Annotated in this window: 19 protein-coding genes and 1 CRISPR repeat array (1 of these 20 running past the window's edge); of the genes, 16 read left to right on the top strand and 3 right to left on the bottom strand. The window is 38.5% G+C overall.

The window, feature by feature from the left end:
• Nucleotides 1–85: direct repeats of the CRISPR family, unit length 32 nt; it reaches 351 nt to the left of the window's first position.
• A 352-nt stretch (nt 86–437) separates the two neighbouring features.
• The 4 genes from AC0WRU_RS16895 to AC0WRU_RS16880 all read left to right on the top strand — a co-directional run bounded on the left by AC0WRU_RS16895 (nt 438) and on the right by AC0WRU_RS16880 (nt 9,535).
• Nucleotides 438–1,904: a hypothetical protein gene (locus tag AC0WRU_RS16895; protein ID WP_476125641.1), complete on the top strand. Its 1,467-nt coding sequence runs from the start codon at nt 438–440 to the stop codon at nt 1,902–1,904.
• A gap of 301 nt (nt 1,905–2,205) precedes the next feature.
• Nucleotides 2,206–3,672, top strand: coding sequence for a peptidase associated/transthyretin-like domain-containing protein (locus AC0WRU_RS16890; protein ID WP_476125640.1), 1,467 nt, complete (start codon nt 2,206–2,208; stop codon nt 3,670–3,672).
• Nucleotides 3,673–3,817: 145 nt separating this feature from the next.
• Nucleotides 3,818–4,696 (top strand): hypothetical protein, encoded by an 879-nt coding sequence (locus tag AC0WRU_RS16885; protein WP_476125639.1) that lies wholly within the window; start codon nt 3,818–3,820, stop codon nt 4,694–4,696.
• Between the two features lie 243 nt (nt 4,697–4,939).
• A complete protein-coding gene (locus AC0WRU_RS16880; protein ID WP_476125638.1) occupies nt 4,940–9,535 on the top strand; it encodes a fibronectin type III domain-containing protein in 4,596 nt (1,531 codons plus the stop codon).
• A 127-nt stretch (nt 9,536–9,662) separates the two neighbouring features.
• Here AC0WRU_RS16880 and AC0WRU_RS16875 read toward each other — a convergent pair whose 3' ends face one another.
• Nucleotides 9,663–10,172 carry a discoidin domain-containing protein gene (locus tag AC0WRU_RS16875; RefSeq protein WP_476125637.1) on the bottom strand — a complete coding sequence of 170 codons (510 nt, stop codon included), beginning with the start codon at nt 10,170–10,172 and terminating at the stop codon, nt 9,663–9,665.
• A gap of 215 nt (nt 10,173–10,387) precedes the next feature.
• Between AC0WRU_RS16875 and AC0WRU_RS16870 the strand changes: the two genes are divergently transcribed.
• Together AC0WRU_RS16870 and AC0WRU_RS16865 are read left to right on the top strand one after the other, a co-directional pair.
• Nucleotides 10,388–11,017 carry a TetR/AcrR family transcriptional regulator gene (locus AC0WRU_RS16870; protein WP_025683636.1) on the top strand — a complete coding sequence of 210 codons (630 nt, stop codon included), beginning with the start codon at nt 10,388–10,390 and terminating at the stop codon, nt 11,015–11,017.
• Entirely contained in the window at nt 11,014–11,988 is a 975-nt protein-coding gene (locus AC0WRU_RS16865) for an alpha/beta hydrolase (RefSeq protein WP_476125636.1), read from the top strand. Before AC0WRU_RS16870 ends, AC0WRU_RS16865 begins: the two co-directional genes overlap by 4 nt.
• A 221-nt stretch (nt 11,989–12,209) precedes the next feature.
• On the opposite strand, the gene sigK is transcribed toward AC0WRU_RS16865, so the two are convergent.
• Nucleotides 12,210–12,752 carry an RNA polymerase sporulation sigma factor SigK gene (gene sigK, locus AC0WRU_RS16860; protein ID WP_476128662.1) on the bottom strand — a complete coding sequence of 181 codons (543 nt, stop codon included), beginning with the start codon at nt 12,750–12,752 and terminating at the stop codon, nt 12,210–12,212.
• A 1,929-nt stretch (nt 12,753–14,681) separates the two neighbouring features.
• Nucleotides 14,682–15,803, bottom strand: coding sequence for an IS4 family transposase (locus AC0WRU_RS16855; RefSeq protein ID WP_476125635.1), 1,122 nt, complete (start codon nt 15,801–15,803; stop codon nt 14,682–14,684).
• 206 nt (nt 15,804–16,009) lie between these two features.
• Between AC0WRU_RS16855 and AC0WRU_RS16850 the strand changes: the two genes are divergently transcribed.
• From AC0WRU_RS16850 to AC0WRU_RS16805, 10 genes are all read left to right on the top strand, one after another.
• Complete coding sequence (locus tag AC0WRU_RS16850) at nt 16,010–17,344, top strand: radical SAM/SPASM domain-containing protein (RefSeq protein WP_476125634.1); 1,335 nt, start codon at nt 16,010–16,012, stop codon at nt 17,342–17,344.
• Nucleotides 17,345–17,359: 15 nt separating this feature from the next.
• Nucleotides 17,360–18,748, top strand: coding sequence for a B12-binding domain-containing radical SAM protein (locus AC0WRU_RS16845; protein WP_476125633.1), 1,389 nt, complete (start codon nt 17,360–17,362; stop codon nt 18,746–18,748).
• Entirely contained in the window at nt 18,745–20,127 is a 1,383-nt protein-coding gene (locus AC0WRU_RS16840; protein ID WP_476125632.1) for a histidine phosphatase family protein, read from the top strand. Before AC0WRU_RS16845 ends, AC0WRU_RS16840 begins: the two co-directional genes overlap by 4 nt.
• Before the next feature lie 17 nt (nt 20,128–20,144).
• Nucleotides 20,145–20,843, top strand: a complete 699-nt coding sequence (locus AC0WRU_RS16835) for a dTMP kinase (RefSeq protein ID WP_476125631.1) — start codon at nt 20,145–20,147, stop codon at nt 20,841–20,843.
• A complete protein-coding gene (locus tag AC0WRU_RS16830) occupies nt 20,836–21,693 on the top strand; it encodes a nucleotidyltransferase family protein (RefSeq protein ID WP_476125630.1) in 858 nt (285 codons plus the stop codon). The genes AC0WRU_RS16835 and AC0WRU_RS16830 overlap by 8 nt, the downstream gene beginning before the upstream one ends.
• 175 nt (nt 21,694–21,868) lie before the next feature.
• On the top strand, nt 21,869–22,129 hold the full coding sequence (locus AC0WRU_RS16825) for a PqqD family protein (protein WP_476125629.1): 261 nt from the start codon (nt 21,869–21,871) through the stop codon (nt 22,127–22,129).
• Nucleotides 22,122–22,838 carry a CPBP family intramembrane glutamic endopeptidase gene (locus tag AC0WRU_RS16820; RefSeq protein WP_476125628.1) on the top strand — a complete coding sequence of 239 codons (717 nt, stop codon included), beginning with the start codon at nt 22,122–22,124 and terminating at the stop codon, nt 22,836–22,838. Before AC0WRU_RS16825 ends, AC0WRU_RS16820 begins: the two co-directional genes overlap by 8 nt.
• Nucleotides 22,839–22,845: 7 nt before the next feature.
• The gene (locus tag AC0WRU_RS16815) at nt 22,846–23,655 is read left to right on the top strand and encodes an ABC transporter permease (protein WP_476125627.1); all 810 of its coding nucleotides are present in this window, start codon (nt 22,846–22,848) and stop codon (nt 23,653–23,655) included.
• 10 nt (nt 23,656–23,665) lie between these two features.
• Nucleotides 23,666–24,649 carry an ABC transporter ATP-binding protein gene (locus AC0WRU_RS16810; RefSeq protein WP_476125626.1) on the top strand — a complete coding sequence of 328 codons (984 nt, stop codon included), beginning with the start codon at nt 23,666–23,668 and terminating at the stop codon, nt 24,647–24,649.
• Between the two features lie 35 nt (nt 24,650–24,684).
• Entirely contained in the window at nt 24,685–25,449 is a 765-nt protein-coding gene (locus AC0WRU_RS16805) for an ABC transporter permease (RefSeq protein ID WP_476125625.1), read from the top strand.
• Nucleotides 25,450–25,479 lie beyond the last annotated feature (30 nt).

The following is a 25,479-nucleotide window of genomic DNA, read 5'->3' as shown; positions in this document are numbered from 1 at the left end:
ATGAGTGCGTGGATTGAAATATTCGCCAATTCTTCCTTGCGTTGCTTGTTTAAGTCGCACTCCATATGAGTGCGTGGATTGAAATTTGTGTTTGAGTAGATTATTAATGATATCAGGTGTCGCACTCTATCTGAGTGCGGATTGAAGCACAGCGCACGCTTGAAACTCGAAGGCTCCCTTTTAATTAGGGGAGCCTTTTTCGTCGTGATTTTTAGGGTAGAAAAGTAGACAAGGATTTCCAGTGCTCTGTCCACTGCCTCAGGCATAGTTCCAAAAGCGATGACTTAATTATCACGGATTACAAATAAGAATATTTTAAGAAGTATCTTCCATTAGAACTAAAATTGTTTTATGATAGTGATAGACAGCTTAGAAGTTTTCCAGATGTATCTGGGAATAACGGAAATTTAGTAAAACATTCGAGAGGGGATTTTAGTATGAAAAGGTTCAGAAAGGCAACTTCGGTGTTGCTAAGCACGGTGCTCCTGCTTTCTTTCGGAATGACTGCGAACGCGAGTCAAAGCACAGAGGCTAGAACGGAACAAGCGATTAAAGCGGAGTCCAATGTTCAGCTAACAACTGAAAATGAAAGCGTCATTAAACACTTAACACGGGCAGACAAGCCCGCAAGCATTACAGATTCAGTGTACGCCATTACGGAAAATATCAACTTACAAACACCACAGAAATCTGTTTTGAAAAAGAAAGTTACCCCTTCGCTGAAAGCAAGTCCAAGGTCAGCTAAAGCCGTAGCTACAGCGTCTTCCGCTACATATTCCGGTACGATTACGGAAGAGGGAGGCACACAGTTTTTATATCCGATCTATTTGCAGCCTGGCGAATTGTTGCAGGCCCAGTTGGATGGTCCATTTTCAGCACAGCTTGACTATGACTTACACTTATATGAGTTTGATATGACGACAGGTGACATTAATCCCAATGCTATTGACAATTCCATCTACGGTACTTATTTTAACAATTATGAGCAGGGAGCCGCATCACTTCCCGAAAATGTAGGAACCCGCAACACGACTGGATCTGAAAAGGCTTATGCGATTGCAGTCCATGCCAAGAAGGGGTCAAGTATTAATGATCTTTTCTATCTGACTGTGGATACAAGCTCCAAATATGATGCATATGAGCCGGATGAGAGTGCCTTTCATGCTTACAATTTTACATTTAACAACGCAGGTTCTTCGATTAACTCACGTTCCATCCATTCCGGTATAGATAACGATTGGTATCAAATCACGATCCCTGCGAGCCGCAATTATGATGCATTAAATGTAAAGCTGGATAGCGCTTCGGAAAGCTACGGCTACAAAGCGGAAGTTTATGGGGTGCTCACGGGTAACCAAATGGTGCTTCTTCCGCAAACCAATCACAATGTTTCCTTGAACACGGGAACTTACTATGTGCGAGTGTACACCACAAGTCAGTATTCAGCCGACCATTTGTATACACTAACCATTAAACCGGTACTCAAGGCTGGTAAAATTGAAATTACTGGATATAATTCCAATGGCTATTATGACTATCCAACTTACTCATACGGTCGTCATTATCGTATTAATGGAGGCAGCAGCCTGATCGTGAATGGTGTCGTTAAAACGACGGATGGTCAACTGGTTCCCAATGCTCCTGTCACTGTCGCTTGGCTGGATCAGAACTGGAGCGAGGGCAGCGGTAACCGTACCAGAACGGCTTCTACGTATACGAATAATAACGGGGCATTCAGTGTGACACTTTCCCTTCCACAATCTACAGGAAGAAATGTAGATTATTTGGGTGACATTGGTTCTACGCACTATTATGATCTTACAGGAGTAGCGGCTCAGGTCGACGGCACCTCGATTAGTACAACGGATATTATTTATCTTTTTGCTTACAGTATTAGAAATTAGAAATTAAATCATCTTTTAACGTAGTAGAGTAAAACATAAGAGTCGCTTTTTTTCGCAATGGCTTGCTGAGGCTTTCCATTTTCGAAAAAGGCGGCTCTTTATGTTTTTTTGATTCAGCTACACTACATTACTATATACTCCAATGGTCCTGATATCATATATTACAAATAAAAATATTTAGTACAGTATCTTCCATTAGAACTAGAAGTGTTTTATGATAGAGTCATACAGCCTAGAAGTTACCCTGGTTTATCCGGGGAATAGCGGGAATTCCTTAAACCATTTGAGAGGGGATTTCAGTATGAAGAGGTTCAAAAAGGCTATTGCAGTTATGCTGAGTACGATGCTCCTGTTTGCCTTCGGGATGACTGCGAACGCGAGTCAAAGCACAGAGGGGGTATCGGACCAAGCAATTAAGGCGAAGTCTGATGTTCAGCTAACAACTGTAAATGAAAGCGTCATTAAGCAGCTAACGCGGGCAGACAAGCCGGACAGTATTACTTCTTCGGTGTATGCAATGAAGGAAGATATCAACTTCAAGACACCAGAGACACCCTCATTGAAAAAAGAAACTGTTCCTTCGCTGAAAGCAAGCCCAGCGGCAGCCACAGCTTCTTCTGCTACGTATTCTGGTACGATTACGGAAGAGGGAGGTACACAGTTTTTATACCCAATCTACTTGCAGCCCGGCGAATTGTTGCAAGCTCAGCTGGATGGTCCATTTTCAGCACAGCTTGACTATGATTTATACTTATACGAGTTTGATATGACGACAGGTGACATTAATCCCAATGCTATTGACGCTTCCACCTACGGGACTTATTTTAACAATTATGAACAGGGGGCTGCATCACTTCCCGAAAACGTAGGAGCGCGCAACGCTATCGGATCTGAAAAAGCTTATGCGATTGCAGTTCATGCCAAGAAGGGCTCTACCATTAATGATCCCTTCTATCTAACTGTCGATATAAGTTCCAGCTACGATGCATATGAGCCGGATGAGGGCGCTTTTCATGCTTATAACTTTACCTTTAGTACGGGTGGATCTTCCCTTAACTCACGTTCCATCCATTCAGGCATTGATAACGACTGGTATCAAATCACGATCCCCGCAAGCCGTAATTACGATGCTTTGAATGTAAAGCTCGACAGTGTTTCGGAAAGCTATGGTTACAAAGCGGAAGTTTATGGAGCTCTCAGCGACAACCAAATGGTGCTTCTCCCGCAAACGAATCACAATGTTTCTTTGAATACGGGAAGCTACTATGTGCGAGTGTACACAACAAATCAGTATTCAGCCGACCATTTATATACACTAACACTTAAACCCGTACTTCGGGCTGGAAAAATTGTAATTAACGGTTACGATTCTTCTAAAAATGGCCCTAGTGACTACCCAACCTATTCTTACGGTCGTCATTACCGAGTTACTGGAACCAGTGATTTTACTGTGAAGGGTGTCGTTACTACAACTGATAATTATCCTGTTGCAAATGCGCCTGTTGATGTGACATGGTTGAATCAGAACTGGACTGAAGGCAGCGGCAATCGCACTCGTACAGGCACAGCTTATACGGATCAGAATGGGGCCTTTAGTGTTACCCTTTCCCTGCCACATTCAACTGGAAGTATTCTGGAATATCTGTCTGGAGTAATGAGTTTTATACACTATTACGATCTTTCAGGGGTAGCTGCTCAGGTTACAGGTACTTCGATAATAGACACAGATGTTGTATATCACTTCGCTTACAGTATTTATGTCCGTTGATTAACTGCTTTAATATTTGTTCATTTTTAGGATAAAGCATATATTCATTCCATATGTGCTTTGTCCGATATATATAGAAACAGGGTCACATTACATTATACATACGACTTAGAGTGCCTGTTACCAAATGACAGGAGGAAATAAAATGAATTTTGAGCCCCTTAGAATGCAACAAGCTGTTGTTAACACTAGTAGCTTGCGGATAAATCCGGCAGCAAAGCAAGTCCAATCCCCCCAGCTTTATGAAGGAAAACCCTCTGAGCTCGTTGTTCAAGACTCCGTAGAGATTAGCGAAACCGGTAGGCAGCTGGCTGAAGGAGCTATTGTATCACAGGCTGCTAAGTATTTCGGTACAACCCAGATCAACGATGCATTAAACCGAGTTTTAGAAGGTCAGCCAGAAGAAGTGTCCAATGCGGTGTACAGTATGATTGAATCCAATTTTATCGTCAATGGTACAGTAACAGATGAGAGCCAGCGAACCGTGTTACTGGAGATGGGAGTTTCCCAATCCAAGTATATTGCAGACCACTATATGGAAGGTGATAAGGCCAAAGAGTTCTTGGAAACCATGAACCAGATAGCGGCTATTGCTTTGACACGATCCACTGATCCGGAGACCGGAGATATTAACTACACGACTCCAATAGACCGTCCGTTAGGTGCCCCTGAGGATTATGTCAAACTGTCTGAAGTGATGAAGCAGGCTGATCCCCAAAAATATACTGCGTTCATCAATGACATTAAAGGTGGAGGGAATGGACTGAGTCAGTTGATAGATTTTGCACAAAAGGTTCCTCAAAACCCTAAATGGATTGAGAAATATAAGGAACGCACAGGAGAGATTGCGGAGTTGCTAAATAACACGCGAATAGAGAACCGGTTTGACAAGGCTGATACGACTTCAGCTTCCGCATTTATGAATAGTATGCAAAATATTCTTAAGGAATCTTCCGCTATACAGGACTCTTACAGTCAGAACTTGCGCGGCTTTTTTCGGAACTTGGGCGTTCACGTTAATTAAGGCTTCAAGGCTAATCCCGAGATGTGGAATAATGTGGAATACAAGAATTTATGAATTTTAAATGATGTCGTGCTGTTTACATTACGTTTAGAACGAAGTATAATAACTTCAAAACATACTCGTTGCATTGAGGAAGCACCTCAAACTTAGGCTTAACCGCCTTCGTTTGGGGTGCTTTTTCTATTTTGGCCGAAACGAGTTTGTAAAACTCTTTGAAAATAAAATAAAGCAAGGGAGAAATGTATGTATCCAAGAAATAAGCGAAAGGTAAGGAAGTATAGCAAGTGGGTATATGGATTTTTAGCTGTAATGGTCATGTTAACCGCCCTCCCTATATTTCCAGAGAGGGTATCAGCTGCTACCCAAGAGATCATCGGTGGACCTTTTTGCCAAAATAATTTACCTGGTGGGGGTGACAGTTGGGGGCTATGGTCAGGAAATGGAATAGGAGCAACTGAAGTTTATAGCGGCATGGGCTCGGCAAGATATAAGTGTGAAGGTGTGGTGCAGCCGACAGAACGTTTTGTTGACATTGGAAGATCTATTAAGACATCTGAGTATAAGATTTTTGTTTATATCGAAGGGTCTTACCATACTAATATATATGTATCTAATGCAGCGGCGGGTAACAGTTGGCAGCCTAATGGAACGAATTTATATACATGGACCGATGTCACAAAATTTTATGCCAGTAGCTCTTATCAAGGGAAATGGGTAGAGATCACAGACTCTATTACGTTAAAAGATATTCGGTATTTTAGAGCTATGGGTACTAACCAGCAGACTAGTAATGAAATATCCAAGTTTGGAGTCCGTGTCATTCCCAAATCAGATCTGATGCCTAAACCACCCCAGATTAATGCAGGGGCTGAAGGCCAAGCAAGTACGGGATGGACCAAAGGACCTGTAACGGTTTGGATCAATGGAGATGTGGCACCTGAAGGGCTGAAATACTATGAATACAGCCTAAATGGTGGAGCATTTCAACAGTACACAGGACCCTTTACTATATATGATCATGGTGTAAATACAATCTATGCCCGGACTGTAGACGTGAACAACCAGTACAGTGGTCTTTCCTCCGGGAATGTCAGGATAGACAAAATGCCACCAACGCCACCGATCATAAGTACAGCGGGCAACAGTAATGACTATACCATTTCATTGCAGCCAGGGGCGGACGATTATTCTGGGCTGGCCCATACACAATTTCGCGTGACGGGCGTTATCAATCAAGGTTGGCAAGACTATGGTGGAGCATTCCATGTTAATCAAGATGGCAAAAGCACGGTTTATGCCCGCTCCATAGACAATGTGGGTAATGTGAGCCAAGAAGTAAGCAAGGAAGTCACTATTGATAAAAAGGGACCGACTGCTCCTGCTATCCGAGCTAGCGAGGTGGGTCCAACGATCAACAATGTGAATATTGCTATTGATTCAGGAAGTGATCCTGTTAATGGGATTAAGATGACGCAGTACCGTTTGAGTTCAGCAGGGGAGTGGCAGACATACAATGGCGTTTTTACATTAAACGCGGAAGGGCTGTACGAATTATCAGCACGAACGATCAATAATCTGGACGTGCCTAGTCCAATCGTGACTCAATCGGTCATGATTGACCGGACCAAGCCAACGCCCCCGGAAGTTACGTTTTCCGAGGTGACGATGCCCACCCGATACACCAATAAGCCAGTACAATTTGCTATTTCGGGTGGAACGGATATTTCAGTAGTACATTACGAATATCAAATGGGCTCTGGCAATTATGTTCCTGGTTCATCGGGAGTATTAAATAGTTCTGGCATCGTAAAAGTGACTGCTCAAGCTGTGGATGTAGCTGGAAATCGGAGTGATCCGGTGTCCGCAACATCTTATGTTGATTTGGAACCCCCTACGATCCAACTGACACCGGATTCGCGTGAATGGAAGGATACGAGCATTCAAGTGGGGATACGATATGCGGACCAACATTCGGGGATCGAACCAGCAACGATGCAGTATAAAATCACGAACAGCCCTGATGTACCCGAACATTGGGATACAGCTGCTGATACAGGAATTCAGATTAACCTTTCAAATGAAGGTGAATGGTATGTTCATGCCAAGGTTAAAGATCAGGCGGGTAACATTTCTGAAACGGTCAGCAGAGCACTTCGCATTCAGAAGCAGCCTCAGCCGGCTGAGCTTTCTGCGTCATCCGTGCGAAATACAGAGGTCGATCTGCAATGGACTCTTCCATCGGGCCTTGATGATGGTTACGTCTATACCATCCGAAATTTAACGACGAATGAGATTTGGGATGTTACGCATCCGACAAATTCTTTTACAGACAAAGGGCTACAGGGAGGGCGTCAATACGAATATGAAGTGCGTTCCAGTAATCACGTGGGAGGCAATGCTTATTCCAATCGAGTTCGTGTGTTAACGTTACCTGATGCTCCGGATCAGATCCGATTACGAACCATTTCTCGTAATTCAGCACAAATCATGGCTGATTTTACGCCAGTGCTTTCAGCTGACAGCTATAAGATTACAGCAATAGATGTTAGTACGGGGGAAGTCATATTTAAGGATACTGTTACACAGGATGTGTATAATCCAATTACGGGAATGAAACCAGGCGAATTTTACGATGTTTCTGTATCAGCTATGAATGCCAGCGGAGAGGGTGCAGCCAAGCATGTGTCTTTTTTGAGCCTGCCAGATAGCCCGAGCGGATTCCAAAATGTAACCGTGAAGGACGATGGAATCGACTTGAAATGGAATCGTGTAATTACAGCGGCATACTATGCTCTGGAGCGGGACAAAGCATCTGTTTATAAAGATGTGTATACTGAATTCGCTGATCAGGGACTTCAGGCAGGAACGGAGTATGATTATTCCATTTCAGCTGAAAATGCAACGGGCTTTGGAGATTATGCTCATTTAGGGGTCATCACATTGCCTGATCGGGTAACTACGCTGGCTAGTGTGGAGAATGATGTATATTCCGTCGGTGTAGGTTGGCAAGATGTACAAGGGGCTGACGGATACATCTTGAATGTTAATGATGAGCCAGATGTACGGATTCCCCGAGGAAGCCATGCCTATACTTTTAATGGGTTATCCGCGGGTATGACCGCAAATATTCGAATACGAGCCTACAATCGAAGTGGTAGGGGTGAAGATACGACTATCAACGCATTAACACTACCCACATCGGTTGTACAACTTGTTGCAGTAGATGTTAGGGAACATGATGCTGCCATTGTATGGGACCCAGTCGATGGGGCAACCAAATATAAAGTAACAATTAATAGCCAGGATTATTACAGCACTGAACCACGTGTAGTTGTATCAGGATTAGAAGGTGGACAAAAATACGGTTTTCAGGTGAGCAGCGGTAATAGTGGCGGGTTTAGTCAGCCCGTGCGGGGAGAACTGCTTACGCTTCCACCTCAAGTGCAAAACGTCAAAGTCACAGAGCTAGGGAATGGCCAGATTTTGCTGAACTGGGATGAAACCAAAAATGCTTATCAATATGCTGTAATTCGGAAAGATACTGGTGAAATCTTGGACACTCAGGATACTAGTATTAAGCTCTCAGGTATTCAACCCGGTACGATTTACTCGTTCGGCATTCAAGCTGTTAATACAACGGGCGCAGGAGAGATCACTCCATTTACGTATCGTGCGCTGCCAGGTCAAATACCAGATAATGAGCTGACATTTAAAGATGTAACAGATACCGATCTGTTAGTTACGTGGAAAGAAGCTCCTGGTGCGGATACCTACCATGTATATCAAAATGGTCTGCTTATCGGTCATACAGTCAACTCTAATTTTAAAGTAGATGGCTTGGACAGCTCCACGGTGTATCGTATTACCGTCAAACCAGTTAACACAAGCGGTGAAGGTAAACAGACAGAAGGCGAGGTAGAAACATTACCGTCTCCAGAATTTGCATTTTCGAAAACAGAAACGACCAATAGCGAGTTTATGATCCATTGGGAGTCAGAACACAAAAATGATATTTTCGTGCTCACCAGTGAAGGACAAACAGAATTATATCGTGGTAAGGATCGAAGCTTTATTTGGAGTCAACTTAGAGAGAAACAATCGTATGCAGTTCGGCTTTGGGCAGAAAACAGCCAAGGAGAGCGTACCATTGCTAAACAAGCGAACGGTAAAACAACGGGGAGCACAGAAGCCTCAGCCTCAGGCGGTGGAGCAGGAGGTGGCGGGATCGTCAAGCCAATTCAGCCCGATGTACAGGAGTCGACTGAAACAGCAATCATTCAAGCACCTTCCATCGAAACGAAGCCAAATCACTTTAGTGACATTGAGCGGGCATTTAATAAAGATAAGATTAATGCCCTTGCCGATTTGGGGGTAGTGAAGGGTAGGACCCAAACCCTTTTTGAGCCGAGCAGACCTGTAACACGTATGGAGTTCACTTCGATGCTCGTCCGTTCCCTGAAATTACCGCTCGAAACGGATATGGCTTTAAGCTTCGAGGATATCAATCCATCAGCGTGGTATGTTGATCTATTGAAAACAGCGATTAAAGATCAGGTCGCTCGTGGATTTAGTAACAAGGTATTTGCCCCAGATCGCGTTATTAACCGGGAGCAGGCGGCTAAAATGGTGAACAACGTTATCAAGGCTACGCCACAACAAGAAAGCAATATCTACTCAGATGCCTCTCAAATTGTGGAATGGGCCAGAGAAGATGTACTTGGTCTAACCGAAATTAATTTAGTACAAGGATATCCAGATGGAAGCTTCCGTGCAAAACAGGAAATCACACGCGCCGAAGCGGCTGAAATGATTTATAACATGATTCAAAAAATTCAATAAAAGGAAGGGGGTGGCATTAGCCAGCCCCTCTTTTGTGTATTTACATAAAGGACTTGATGCAGCAAGATTGATTAGGGTTGAGCCCGGAATAGCGATCTTGAGTGGTATAGTATGTTCACATTGATTTTTATTCCGCAATAGCGGGATTTAAATTGGAGTTTCTATAGGCTGGAACGCCATTGATTAAAGCGGTTCTTAACTGAATATAACGTACACCATAATAGGTAGTTGTATTATTCAGTCCAGATGAAAGTACAGTTATTTTATAATATTGAAAAGGAATCTCATTGCTAAATGGGTAAGTCGTTTTTGCAGTAGTTGGCACAGCTTCTACTTCACCTAATCTAAACCAATTTGCTCCGTCGTTTGAACCATGAAGAGAAAACGTAAGAATAAAAGCTTTAAAAGTTGGCTGAGCCAAGAGGATATCATTAATCGTTTTGCCCTCATCTAATTTGAAAATCAATTCTCCACCTTTACCGCTTAAGCTGCTTTCCCAAGAAAGATTATTATCGACTAAAACATTTTTTGGAAAAGTATTTTTGGAATCACCATTTGTCGAAACATTTTCTTCTGCTATAACGACAGGATCAATTGAAAAAGAATAATCGTTTGGGTTCTGACTAAATTTTGTCATGTGGATTTCCTCCATTAGTTTAATTGTTTAATATTGTTGAAATTATCATTTTATATTCATATGAACCTCTCAATAAATGTATTCCCTAATATAAAATACATATCGTAAGTAAGATAAATTCACTCTTGCTTTAAGCCGTAATTTAAGATATATTATTAATTAAATAATCAATCATTTAATTAATGAAAGTTTAGTTTAAAGAGAGGAGAATACATTTGGCAAGACCCGTCAATGAAGAAAAAAGACTGGAGCGGCGTAAACGTATCCTAGAGGAAGCTGTTGTCCTGTTCGCAGAAAGTGGATATTCTAATACCACAACGGCTATCATTGCGCAGAGTGTGGGAGTGACTCCTGGAACCATTTTTCAATATTTCCCTAGCAAAGAAGCTTTATACTACGCTGCTGTCCTTGAGCCGCTTGCTGATATTCAGGCGAAATCGCTTGCTTGTCTACAACAAGAGGGGACGCCGGGCGTATTGATTAAGAACATGGTGGCAGAACAATTCAACCATATCTACTTCTATACAAATGAGTTGCGGCTTGTTCAATCTGTTTTAGGACAACGAATAAGATTCCCTGAACTTACACAGAGGGTCCTTGAAAGTATAAAGGTAATGACAGATGCGATCGAATGCGTCTATGCCAAGGGACAGTTAATGGGAGAATTCAACCAAAGCTTTTCTCCAGCAATGATCTCTCGTGCCTATATCTCTTTCTTAAATGGAGTGGGCTTAACTCTTGGAGAAAGTATTATTCATCATCCCGAGTGGGAAAATCTGAAGGGGCATGCCTTTTATTTGTTCGCACCCATACAACCTAAAGAAAAACTGGAGGAGTCTAAATGAGTCAAACATCATTACAACCCGATCTGACATTTAACGTTCGTGTGAAAAAACGGAAAAAAATTTTATGGAGCCTAGGGATCGTGCTTTTGCTTGTGCTGGCTCTTGTATTTTTTATATCTTATAAAGTAGTAGACACCTTGTTGCACCATCCCAGAGACACTAATGTCAGCTACGGATTGAATATCGATAAAACTCCCTACGAAGAGGTCGAGTTCAAGAGTTTGAAAAATGATAATACAATTAGAGGCTCCTTATTTCCTGCAAGTGGTCTTTCTGGTAAAACAAGTAATAAGACGATTATTGTCGTCCATGGATATACGAGCAATCGCTTAGTCAAAGGGCGGACCCAAAAGTTAGTAGAGCATTTCGTTCCGAAAGGCTACAATGTATTGGCATTTGACCTCAGCTCGCAAGGTAAATCCGATGGTGATTTGATTACACTGGGCCTCAATGAAAAATACGATTTGCTAGGAGCTGTAAGCTATTTAAAATCCAGAGAACATACGGGTGATAACATTGGAGTTATCGGCTTTTCAATGGGTGCTGCTACTTCTTTGCTAGCCGCAAGTGAAAGTGATGACATCAAAGCCGTAATTGCGGATAGTCCTTTTCGTAATGCTGGTCTATTTCTGAGAGAGGGTTTGCCCTTCTTTTCAGGTTTACCTGCGTTTCCATTCAGTTATACATCGACATGGATGGCAAATTGGGTCTTTAAGGTTGATCTTGATTCCATATCTCCTATGGATGCGGTAAAAAAGATGCAGGACAAGCCAGTTATGCTCATTCATGGTACTGGAGATCAGCAAATTAGTTATAAAAATACAGAAATTATTTACGAGTCCTTAAAAGATGACCCTAAAGCAGAAGTGTGGTACCCGCAAAATACGGAGCACATCGATGCCATCAACCATTACCCCACTGAATATTTCAAAAGAGTAGATCGCTTTTTGGATGAGTATGTAGGAAAATAAATTCAATTTAAGAGAGCCAACTAGCGGAGGAACTTGTCCTCACGAAGTAAAAATACCCAATAATATCAAGCATTTTTAGCCTGTAGTGTAGAAAACCACTACAGGCTTTTATTTGCGTGGAATTTGTTTTTTAGATTAGACGGTGATACACCTGAGCTGAGGAAAGCTGCTGAGAAGGCCCTGTTAAGGGCCTCAAGTGGCTTCATATTTCTCCTTATCCATTACCCCTTCTGCTTGTAAAATTCATGGTACAGCTTCATTAATGCGCGCTTTTCAATGCGGGACACATACGAACGCGAAATCCCCAGTTCTCTGGCGATTTCCCGCTGTGTACGTTCTTCTCCTCCGGCTTCAAGGCCAAATCGACCAATAACCACTTCTTTTTCACGCTCATCCAAAATATCCAGGTTACGATAGATTTTACTCTTCTCTATTTTGAGCTGTACCTTATCCACAATATCGTCCGCCTCGGTGCCGAGGATATCAATTAAAGTAATTTCGTTGCCCTCTTTGTCCGTCCCTATAGGATCATGGAGAGATACGTCTTTGCGTGTTTTTTTCAGTGAGCGAAGATGCATCAAAATTTCGTTTTCTATACAACGGGCCGCAAACGTTGCCAATTTGGTGCCTTTCCCGGTCTGAAAGCTTTCAATGGCTTTGATCAGACCGATGGTGCCGATGGATATGAGGTCCTCCAAATCTTCACCGGTGTTATCAAACTTTTTGAAGATGTGAATAAAAAACAAAGTAAAAACAATGAGCAGTTAGCTCTTTATTTCCGGGGGATTTTTGAAATTGAAGAGTTTCCTAAAGGCTCCAATAAACCAAGAAAGCTTGTGCCAAAAGAGGACAAGTTTATTATGATTTAATAGGACAACATCAGATTTGATCGTCATACATCCAGAATGTAAAATATAGGTATCAAATCAAAGGGGACAACTTATACGTGAAATAAGGCAGAGTACACCACAAATAGTTATAGCTGTTATTATGTTCGCAGGTATTGTTTTATTCTTCGAACATTTAGCAGAAGGATCAAATATGTTTGCTAATGTGTCTACAAATTTATTAAGCTCATTAGCAAATAACTTAATGCCTGTGTTTAGTCAGTAATCGCCTTAAGCCATCCAATAAGGATGGTTTTTAATTTATGTTATTTACAAATCACTCCAGTTATCCCGAATCCGAAATAACAGGCTTAAAACGAACGTGTGAGCGTCTCAGAGGTATGTGGATTATATCCCTCCCAATAAAACACCAATTTTACCATCCAGTTGCCCCCATATTGAGGGTGGCTGGATATTTTTGGTTGTCGTGAAACGCGACTTTAGAAGGTATATCCGCAATTATACGGCACTCCATATTTGGAAGTCACAATTCGTTATTGAGCTTTCAGAAGTCGTGTAACCCGAAATCCGAACTCATTTCCAGAACGGGAACCAGTTATGTCAAAGGGGTTCACCAACTTTGGGGAGACTCAAACAGGAATGTCCAAATCTATATTCTCACTCCCTAATTTCGCTGAGTCAGATTTAGAAAAGGGAATTTTTCATTTAACAAATAACGGATGTAAATGTTCCTTCTCATAATGGGATTGTGATAGTTTTTGGGGGACATCTCGATTTTGCGGATCGTGTACAACAAGCTTCAAATGGCATAACCAATAACATGGCATTTGCTGTCGAACCGCCAATTAAGAAAAGGAGCCATTGGATCAGCACGGCTCCTTTTGCTTTAAATTTTATGAATTCATTTGTTTCCTCTTATACATAAAAAAGTAATTGTATACACCACTCCAGCAATGAGGCTTAGTAGAAACGAGGTTGATAATGTTCTGAAAATAAAAGTAGAAGTGGGTACCGTATAAAATTCAAACATACCGTTGACCGAAGAACTCGTTGTTGTTGGCCCTTTAATAAAGGAATAATATATTCCTACAAAAAAACCGTAAGACAAATACTTAATTAGACTTTTTTCAAATTTACTCATTTGTCAGCCTCCAATAATGTTTTTGGAAAAGGAGAATTTTAGTACTATGAAGCCATTCAAAGAACTGTAGGACAAGTCTATAAATATAGCGATCCTAATATCCTTGGAAAGGATGTTTATTGATATTATGTCAATTACGTTAATTTAAATCAAGAAAAAAGAATGCTGATATAATCAGTACCCAATCTTTGATCATTGGCCCTATTGATAAAACCCCTGAAACTCTAGGTTATTGGGTTGATACAAACCATGCAATTCGTGTAAGTACGTATACTGAACCTGCTGTTGCAAAAATTGCAGTGAATACTTCTCTTAAAATGAAAATGGAAGGAGCAATCACAGTAGTGTTAAAGCTGTTTGTAATCATGTCACCAAGTGACACGCCGAAGTTGTGCACAGCGTACAACATTAACATTGCGTTAAATCCAGTCACATCAAGGCTTATGACAGTTTGTCAAAAGCATAAGTAAAAGAGGACTCTATGTAATTTAGAAATCCTCTTTTTTAATCTTCCTGATTCATTCACGTAAAATTGCGTTCAATCGGGGGACGACAAATAAGCCCAAACAGGATCACCTAGGCTCTTTGCTTTGTCTATGCAATAGCATCATACATTTTAAACGAGACGCTATTTCTCTGATTCCTCAAACTGCAACAATACAGATATATCATTACAGGCCTGTTGATTAACCAAAATAAGTAACTTAATTAAACGGACATGAAGTGAAATTTTGAACAATATGCTGAATTTTTACCAACCACTCAACAGGCAGTTTATGAAGAATCAGCAAGCGAGAAAATCGAGCAAAGGAAAGAATGACATGCCTAGGCCACTCCATATGTGCAGCGTCGAACAGCCATTTGAGCAGGACATAGACGATCAAAGCGGAGAATAGTTGACCATAAACAGCATTTTCGGTGGTACCAAACAACGTAGGAATATTGAGGTTTTGCTTAATCCAACGGAAAAATACCTCGATTTGCCAACGTGCTTTGTACATCTGTGCAATTTGTTCAGCGGTGACTTGCATTAAGTCTGTAACCACTCGTATTTCTCGACCCTCAAAGTCCCGGAAAATGACCACGCGGTGGCGTTGCCCAGAACGGCACTGCGGTATCCCTAGCTGGCAGGTGATATCGCGAATAATCGCAGAATCCGGCATCTTTTGGCGACGCAGTGCATGAGGTTTCTCCAAATGAACATTGTCACGAAGCCGAATCACGAAAGATTGTCCATTTGTTTTGTAGTGATCCAGACGCTCCAGTTTTCCATAAGCACGAACCATCACCAAAATGTAATCCGGTTGAGCCAATGCTTCACTTACGGGACCATCATGCTTAGAACCTAACGTTTCAATGACCTGAAGCGGTTGCGCATTTTCAGCCCGTAAAGCCACATGCAGTTTAATCCCTGCTCGCTCTCCATGATAAGGAGCCCAAGGCAAACGCGTTTTTCCCACGGTCATGGTGGTCGAATCAATGAGCAGTAACTCTTTCGGAAAAGGGAGTTTACGGCGTGTTTCCCGGCTACACTTGCGGATAAGTAAATGAAAAAGTCCCTTAAATACGGCAAACGGTACTTCGGCTGCCTTAGTTGAAAAACGGGAATAATGGACGACTGGCAAGCCACTGAAAGCGGCATAATCCACGCCAGAGCGATAGCTATCCCACTGCTCTAAGGCGGCTTGAGTCCAATACCGCAGGAGTTGAAACACCGTGAATTTGCGGGCTGTATCTTCATAGCCTTGTTCCTCAGCTACGGCTTTCACTTTGGATTCGCTAAGGATAGTGGGTAGCAAGTTCTGAAATAAGGTACACTGATTCATGAGGGTCACCTCTTTTCGGAATGGTTGGGTGGTACTTTCCATTACCCGAAAAGGCGACTCTTTTTATCCTATTTTTGGCTAATCAACAGGCCTGGAATATATTCATATCAATGTGGGATTTATGGGTTATTTATAGAAAAAAATGACTAATGTCATATGCATTCCAAAATTTATAATAGTATAATTTCTGGGGAAGGAGATGAATTATGAATTCGAAAGAACTATTAATTAGAAAAGAGTTCTTTGGTTTGCTTTTGTATAGTCAGAAATTGGAAAGATACTTATTGCCGAATAATAAAGAAATAGAGTCAAAACTGATCGATGTGATATTAAAAAGAAGAGAGAACGTTAATTGGGGAGCTGATTTGTCTGAAGAATTGATAGAAGAGTTGAAATACATAGGTATTGAAGGAAGCATAAGAGAATTATTCTCTGAGGAGAATGATCGTTTGATGGCTCCTTTAGAATATTATTTTGATTTCACCAGTAAATGTAATCTTAGGTGTCCTCACTGTTATAATAAAAATCATTTAAACAATGAAACAATGTCAAATGAAGATATAAAAAATATAATTACAGAAATGTATAATTGGGGGGTAATGAGGCTACATCTAGCGGGTGGAGAGCCGACATCTTGCCCGGATGGATTGAATCATTATCTGAAAGTTGCAAGCGATCTAGGCATAGTAACATCAATGGCCACTAATGGTACGCTTATAAATCAGAAAATGGCAGAAATGATAATGCAATATGAACCTTTCGCAGTTAGTGTCAGCGTTGATGGTCCGACAGAAGAATCAAATATGCTGATTAGAGGAAAGGGGAATTACAAAAGAGCATTAGCGGGAATTGAAAACTTGTTAATTGCCCGTAAAAAATTGAACGTTAAAACTGAAATAGCACTTAAACCCACATATACATCTGAAACTTCCTTTGAGACTTTAAAGGAATTCGTTGAACTGGCAATAAATATCGGTGTTGATAAAATCAAGTTTGCTAATCCAGAAAGATCGGTAAATCACCCTTTAGGTCACTATGGTAAAAGAACAGATGGTTACTATCAAGCAGTTGATTATGTCAACGAGTTAGTTAGCTTGTATAAAGGGAAAATGAAAATTACTAATGTTACAAATCCTCAGGTTAATTGTTTCTCTATTGGTATACCTGGTCTTAAAGGTTGCATCGGTGGGCAGGAGTTGCTGACTATCAATCCTGATGGGAGAATTACACCGTGTCTTATGAATGATACTTTATTAGGATATTATCAGGAATGGGATTCTTTAAAAGAATTTTATAATAGATCAGATGAACTAAAACAGTATTTATCCAAAATTCAAAATAATTCAGTATGTAATTTGTGTGCCATATATGAGCAATGCAGAGGCGGATGTCAAGTCAGAAAAATAGTGGAATATGGAGAAATTAGTGGTAGAGATCCCTATTGCCCTAAAAATTTGAAAAGTGAAAGATCGAATGAGATAACCAAAATCAAAGAAATTACCAATTTTTTTAAAACTGTAAACGTATTTCATTCTTTATGATAGAGGAGTACTCCCATGGTAGAATTTCGATTCATATCTTTTTTTCATCGACTTGATGAATATCCTACTTATCTAGCGCTCCCGGCCTTGCGTTTGTCTGCAACGTTACTGAAAAATAAGAATTTGAATGTAAAAAATTTGTCATTTGATTTAAATGAATCACATGAACATATTGCTCATAAAATCTTACAGGAGAACACACAACTCTTGGCATTTACAGGGTATATGTGGACTATTGATAAAGTTAGAACAATTATCGATATGCTTAGGGAAATGAACTTTGAAGGCGAAATAATTGTTGGCGGTCCAGAAGCAAATAATCTCAATTACGATTTATGGGAAGATGTAAGCTTTTGTATTGGTGAAGGGGAAGAATTTCTTCTCCGTTGGTGCGAGGACAGAATCTCCGGTTTTGAACAACAAAAGAAGGTAGCAAGAACTATTCATGACAACCGTAAACATCAATTATTAAAGGAACAGAATATGTTTCATGGGGAACCACTTTTTTCGGGCGAAATGCTTGAAATGTTGGGAGACGATCTCTGTAAAGATTTCTTGTGGTATGAAACTACGAGAGGTTGTCCTTATTCCTGTGGATATTGTGGTCATAAGACCAGAAGTAATTTGGGTTTTTTTGAGGATAGTTTTGTCGAAGAGGAAATAAAGAATATTGGCAAAATTAACTTTAAAGAAGTATTTATAATAGACCCTATTTTAGGTGGTGTACCGAATAGAGGGAAACAAATTCTGAAACTTTTCAAAAAATATGCCCCGGAAACTCAAATTGTTGCATATCTAAGACCAGAATTTATTGACAATGAATATATAAATATTTTATCAACCAGTAATATTAAAGAAATAAGAATTGGGATACAAACGCTTAATCCCGATGTTCCAAAATGGGTAAGAGGGAATGCCATCAACAAAATTTTTGGCGAGCTCCCGAAACTAAGTGATAATTCAATACCTTGGAGAGCTGAATTAATCACAGGCCTACCTGGTGATACCCTAAAAGGTTTGGTTGACTCATTGAAAACTACAATAAATATATTGCAGCCAACCTCTGTTTTTGCATATTCTCTGACGGTTATCCAAGGCACCCCGCTTTATTCAATTGTCGGGCAAACTAATCAGGAAATGTGGATAGACGTTAATGGAGATAATCAAGCCATTTCATCAAGTAGTTATTCGTGTGAGGAAATGGATACTATGCTTGCTCATTCTGATGCTGTTACTAATATTTATAATTATTATTATAGTAAGTTCTCAAAATCAATTAGTTACGAAAAAATTTGCAACATATTGGATGAGAACGTGGAACTTAATGATTATCTCATCTGCGCTTTCAGTGAGAATGAGGAACTTTTAGAAAAATGTAGTGTGTTATTGGAGAATATGGGATGAGTAAATTAATTATTATGAGGCATGGATTATCAGAGGGAAATATAAGCCGCATCATTCAAGGGAGAGGTATTCACTATAAGTTATCAAAAGAAGGATATCATCAAACAAAGCAGATCTGTGGAAATAATAAGGATAAATTCAATAAAGCAGGCATTATAATTAGTAGTCCTACGGTAAGAGCGTTAAATACTTCACTAGTCCTTAACAACATGTTTCATATATCAATTTCTTTAGATGACTCTATTATTGAGTTCGACCCTGGCGTTTTAGGTGAGATTGGTCACAGTGTCGCCGAAAGGGAGTACCCTGAGTATTATAGAATATGGACAAGCCGGGGGGATCTCGATGGTATACCGAAAGCCGAAACAGGTGATGAGCTTCAAGCCAGAGTATTAGTCTTTTTAGAACAATTCATGATGAGCGCTACAACGCAAATTGTTGTTACTCATGCCGGTTTTATAAGATCGATGATTAATACAATTATGAACAGGGACAGAAGGACCGCCGTTGATGTATCACATAGTAAGGTTCATGAAATTTCAAATCCATGGAGCGAAATACCTCACACAAAGATTAAAGAAGATTCGAAAAAAACCATATACTTCATAAGGACCCTCAATAAGCAGTATGTGATGAAAATTTTTTACTCACCTATTAAAGCGTTTGATATATTTCAATATAATCTTTTGAAAAAACAAGAGGATCAAATTGTATTCCCTAAAATGCTCGCTTTATTTCAACGCAAAAATATTGACCATGTCTACACGATCAAAGTGTTTGAATTTCTGGATGGGGAACATTTGTTTGGAGAAGTTGGCGAAGAGATAAAGTGTAAGGTAATTATGGCCACATACGATATGTTTAAATTGTTTAATGGAAAAATGGATTATTCATCTGATAAACTCGTTCCCAACTTATTCGTCAAAATGTACGATGCTTTTAATAACATAGAAGAATCGGAAGTGAAAAATCTAGGTTATTCATTGTTCGGTAATTGTGATTTCATGGAATTTTTAAGTAATGAATGTAATACATTGGTTTATTATGATATTCATAGAAAAAACGTAATTTATGATGGAAAAGTGAGATTCATAGATCTTGAATCGATAGTCCTTTCTCCTAAGGAATTTCAATTGGGAAGTTTAATTACGGCATTCTTTATGCTAGAAAATAGTCAATATCCTTTTGAACGTGTTATGGATATTTGGCCGGAAAAGTATAAATTCATTAAAGTGATCTATATGTCTATCGCTAGATGTTTTTTAGGAGCCGCACATTTCCAAATTAAACTGCAAAATAATACAGGTGATAATTTAGAGAATAAGCAACTCATTTCAAAATACCTGGAAGTTTCAAAAAAATTATCTCTTAAATTGTAATTTTCGGAGGTGGGAATATGATAATTACTTTGTCTGGTTTTGATGGAGTCGGAAAGAGCACTCAAGTAAAACAACTGCTGGATTGGTATAGCCAGCAAGGACACAAATCTTTATCGATTTATTCTTTAAACAACCCAGAAGAGTATGATCAAGATTCTGATTTTGAATATTATTATAATGAATTTGATAAATACGATGTGATTGGGTTACGGTTTTATTTATACTCCAGATTGAATAGAAAGCTTCAAGATAAGGTTTTATTTAATGATGTTTTTAATGACACTGCTCTTATTCAGGAAACAGCCCAAATAGCTAGGGATGATGCTGAGAAATGGATGAAGTATGTTATTAAGCCTCTTCTAAAAAAGGGGAAAACGTTCCTGTTTGACCGGTATTTTTTTGATGAAATAGCATATAGATCTTTATATAACATAGAAGCTGCCTGGATTGAAGCTCTATATAGCGACTTCATAAAGCCTGATTATTCGTTTTTATTGAAGATGAATGTGGAAGATGTAAAAAAAAGAAATGAAGTTCGTGAGGATGCGCGAACGACGCTATTTCAAAATGAAAAAAAATTACATGAGCTCGATGACAATTTGAACTTTATTAAAAACAAATATAACTTGATTGAAATTGATGCTTTACAGAGTATCGAAGAGGTTCAAAAGGTGATTATATCATACATAGTTAGGGGGAGTGTTATTCATGGATAATATGGTTTTTTTGGGAAAAGTTAAACAAAATCTAGATATTGTATTGCAATATATTAATAATATCGAGAATGACAGTTCAATTCTTGTCTATCAGGCAGGCTCGATAATGGAGGGGTTTGGCAACAAATCATCGGACATAGATATTTATGTAATTTGCTCCAATGAATGTCTGAACTCACAAAGCGAGATTAATAGTGAAATGACATCAGAAGTTTCCACGGTGACAAAAGAAGAACAGATTACAAAGAATTTCATACACGAAGGTATCAGGCTAGATTTTGAATTTTGGACATGGGGAAAATTCGAAGACGCACTTTCCAAACTTAATAATCTCAATATGACTACTGAAGAACATTTATCAAGAATACCATCGGATGTAATAGATTTGATCCATAGATATAAATTTGCCAAGCCTCTTCATAATCCGAAAAAATTCAAATTAATCTTTGAATCAATTGATCTTCAAAAGTTGAATTACTATTTAATGACCAAAGGTATGGAATATTACAGCGGATATCTGGAAGATATTGAAGGTTCGTTATCTTCAGGAGATATTGGAACTACATTTTTTCTCGCAAAAAAACTTCTTAACACATCAGTGGATAGTTTTCTAGCTGCCCATGGTGAAACAAACCCTAGTGAGAAATGGCGCTACAGGAAAATAGAAAGATACGAGAAATTTCATCCGGATTATAAAATAATGGATACCTATCTATTATTGCAATCTGAATCTTTCTACAACGTGGATATTGGAAGATATGTACAGAATATACTATCTGTTTGTCAGGAATTGAATATAATTGCTCAAAAAGAACTGAACAAAATCACATCAGTTCCTGTCAAAAAATAAAATCCCTTGTTAATTTTAAAATATTACTGAAAGGAGGTGAATTAAATGTATAAAGCACCGAAATTGAAAAAAGTTAAGCTGATAGCAGGAATGCAAAACTGCTAATGATACTGATGTAACAAAAGAAGGGGAAATGTATTTTCTCCTTCTTATCACTTTAAAGGGGATAGATAATGTGATATATATAAAAAACATGTTTACACAATATAGAATTATTAATAAAAAAATATATTTATCTTTAAATAATGATATATATGAACTTGATGAAGTCTCTGACTTAATTTGGAATCAAATAAATGGTGTGAATACCGCGCACCAGATAGCAAGTATTGTTTCAGAGCATTTCAAAATTGATCTGGATACAGTAATTAATGATACCAATGATTTTTTAACAGAACTTAAGCTGAACAAGCTAGTTGAAATAATAAATGAATAAAATTAAAGGTAAATTATATTTGCTAGTTTCTCTATTACAGCTATATTTTTTGGTTATTGCATCCAATAAATCCAGCACTATAGCTTTATTTATTGGTTTTCAAATCATCTATTTCACAAATTATCTAAGTGGAAAGATTAGCGATTCCTGTTTCAATGGAGCGGACTGGTTAAGAAGAACGATATACTTTATTCCGTACATTATTGGTGTCGTAACATTGTACAATAATCTTGAACAAGAAAAAAACATAATGCCTTATATTTTCCTTGCGCTGCTCCTGAGTTCCTTATTATTATCGGTCAGAATAAAAGAATTGGCCCCTTATTATAATAAGGATTTCATTTCATTGCTTCCTGTGGTCTCTCTGCGAAAAGCTTTAATAGAGATATACAGCTATATTTTTTCGGCTATTTGGCAAGAAATTTTCTACAAATCAGTGGTTATTATCATTTTATCATCATTTATGAATATTTATTTGGCAGTTGTTGTTTCAGCTATGCTATTTACAATTGAGCACTATTTGCACAGGTTTTCCTCTTCACAGAATCAACGATTAGATTATTTATTCCAATTTATGTTGAGTGCAGTATCTGGTTATTTCTATTTGGAATCGGGTAGCTTAATCGTCCCTATTGTGGCTCATTTAGCCTATAACTTACCCATTTCCTTAACCTTTGCTTACCGGTATTTTATAGTGAAAGTGAGATGAAAATTAAATGATTAAATTAGCTATTGCCACAGCCAAAAGAAATTATTTAATAAATAAAAGGGCATTTCCATGGTCTTATATTTTTGGAAGGTTGGTCATGGGAGTTACCATGATTGTATTTCCTTTTTTTGTGTATACTTACGTGTTCCAAGGCTCAGTAAATGAATCCTATTTGGCTTTAGCAAAGCAAGCAGATTATATGACGTTCGTTACCATAGGAACCGCGATTTATACATTTTCAGTTGCCGTTATAATGAATATATCCAGATCGTTGATGACCGAGTTATGGGAAGGAACAATAGAACCGATACTCCAAACCTCTGCTTCCCGATTGGGTTATTTTCTCGGATATTTAATTGAGCAATTGGGAAGATCCATTATGGAGCTATTTGTGATTATATTGGTAGGCATTATACTGGGAGCAAATATAAATGGATTTAACATTCTAGATGCTGCTATTGTTTTTGTGATATCCTTGATGGCATTTTTTTCTATGGGAATCTTCTTTTCATCAGTAATGTTGTATCTAAGAGATACCTATATTACACAGAATACCCTATTTATTTTCATGAGTTTAATTTCTGGGATTTCTTTTCCCATTCAATATTTACCGCTTTGGGTACAAAAAATTTCCGGATTGATTCCTTTAACTTCTTCCATCTCTTTATTTCGGAGTGTTTTAATTTACAAAGAACCACTACAAAGCCATCTTTCAACAGCTGTTTTTCTGATCGTATCAAGCGCAGTTCTCTTTGTTAGTGGGTACATATGGAGTTTATATTTAACTAAAAGAATGTTGGAAAAAATATTTAGCTAGGAGTTATGATATGATAATTGCAAAAAATATAACAAAAGAATATAGCCTGAACAGGGAAAGGAAAATTTTCTCTAGGCAAAAGCCGCGAAAATTGATAGCGCTGAAAGAAGTGGAAATCATCGTAAAACCAGGTCGAGTAGTAGGACTACTCGGAATTAATGGTGCGGGTAAATCCACTTTAATAAAAATATTGTCCTGTATTATTGATCCCACCTACGGGACGGTTAAAATAGATGATATTGATGCAGTAAAGTATCCGAATGAAGCGAAAAAAAAGATCAATATGATATCCGGAGGAGAAAAAAATATTTACTCCAGGCTGACACCTGTCGAAAATTTGGAATACTTTGGATCACTTTATAATTTGCCTTCGAAATTCATAAAAAATTATATTAAAGAAACATTGGAAATGGTCGGTCTTACTGAAAAGGCGCATACTCCAGTAGAACAGTTCTCTAAAGGGATGAAACAGAGGTTACAAATTGCCAGAGGACTAATTAACAATCCGAGCTATATTTTCTTAGACGAACCCACCTTGGGACTGGATATTTCATTTGCGAAGGAACTACGACAATATATAAAGAAATTAGCGAACAATGAAAATAAAGGCATTCTCCTTACTTCTCATTACATAAATGAAGTGGAAGAATTATGTGATTATATCTATATTATTGATAAAGGGGAGATTATTACACATGGAACGAAAAATGATATATTGAAAATGTCTAAAAATAAATTTGAATTATTCATTACAATAAGGCCTATTTCCAAAAGTACGCAAGAATCGTTGCAGAAATGGGCGGAAAATAATAATATTTCGTTAGATGTTGAAAAGAATTCATTTGATTTTAAACTGAAATTATCTATGCAGAGTAATATCACCTATAAAATATTAGAGGAGCTTAACAAATATAAAGTAGATATTTTCGAATTTGGATTAATAGAACCTCATCTAGAAGATGTTTTATTAAATATATTTGAACTCGGGAAATAGGAGGAGTTGTTATTTTTAGAGTAATCATTGCAGAAGTGAAAAAGCAGCATAAAAATACTTTTCATTCAAAGTACCTTTATTTTTCTTTGTTCTTGTGGCCTATTTTAATGTTTTTTCAAGCCTTTTATTCATATAAACCTTTTGATATCTCGAATAATGCATTTACGCAAAAGGGGATTTTGTTATATCTTATTGTAGGATTTTTAGGCTATGTCTGTTTTTGGTCTTTAGTACAAAGTGCTTGGCAAATGAATCAAGAGAGAGTCAACGGCACTTTAGAGATTGTATTTCTCTCTCCAGCCAATAAATTAGCCATTATGTATGGACGTTCGCTGGGTGCATTTATCGAGAATGTTTGGATGTTTTTTTTATTTGCAATGCTTATTGTTACCCTTTTTAAAGGGTTGACCTTAACAACAATATATTTATTACCCTTATGTTATATTATCCTCTTATCCTCAGCGGTAATTTGGGGGGGCTTAATGAACGTAATTTTTCTTTTTTCAAGAGATTCTTCAGTTATATTCAATATACTTGATGAGCCAATGGTCTTTTTTTCAGGAGTTAGGTTTCCGGCCAGTGTCTTTCCTATGTGGGCAGTCTATGTCTCAAATATGTTTCCGCTTACTCATGTATTATATTTATTGCGACAAATTATTATAGGGGTAGAGGAAAGGGACCTCATAACAAATATAACTTATTTTATTATTACAAATTTAGCTTGTATCTTATTAACAGTTTTTTTATTAAAGAAAGCAGAGAAGCAAATAAAAAAAACGGGGAATTACAATTTTTATTAATACATGCAGGGTTCCTTGTTTCATATTACC

It is taken from the genome of Paenibacillus sp. 1-8, assembly GCF_056316205.1.
This window is presented reverse-complemented; position numbering and strand designations above follow the sequence as displayed.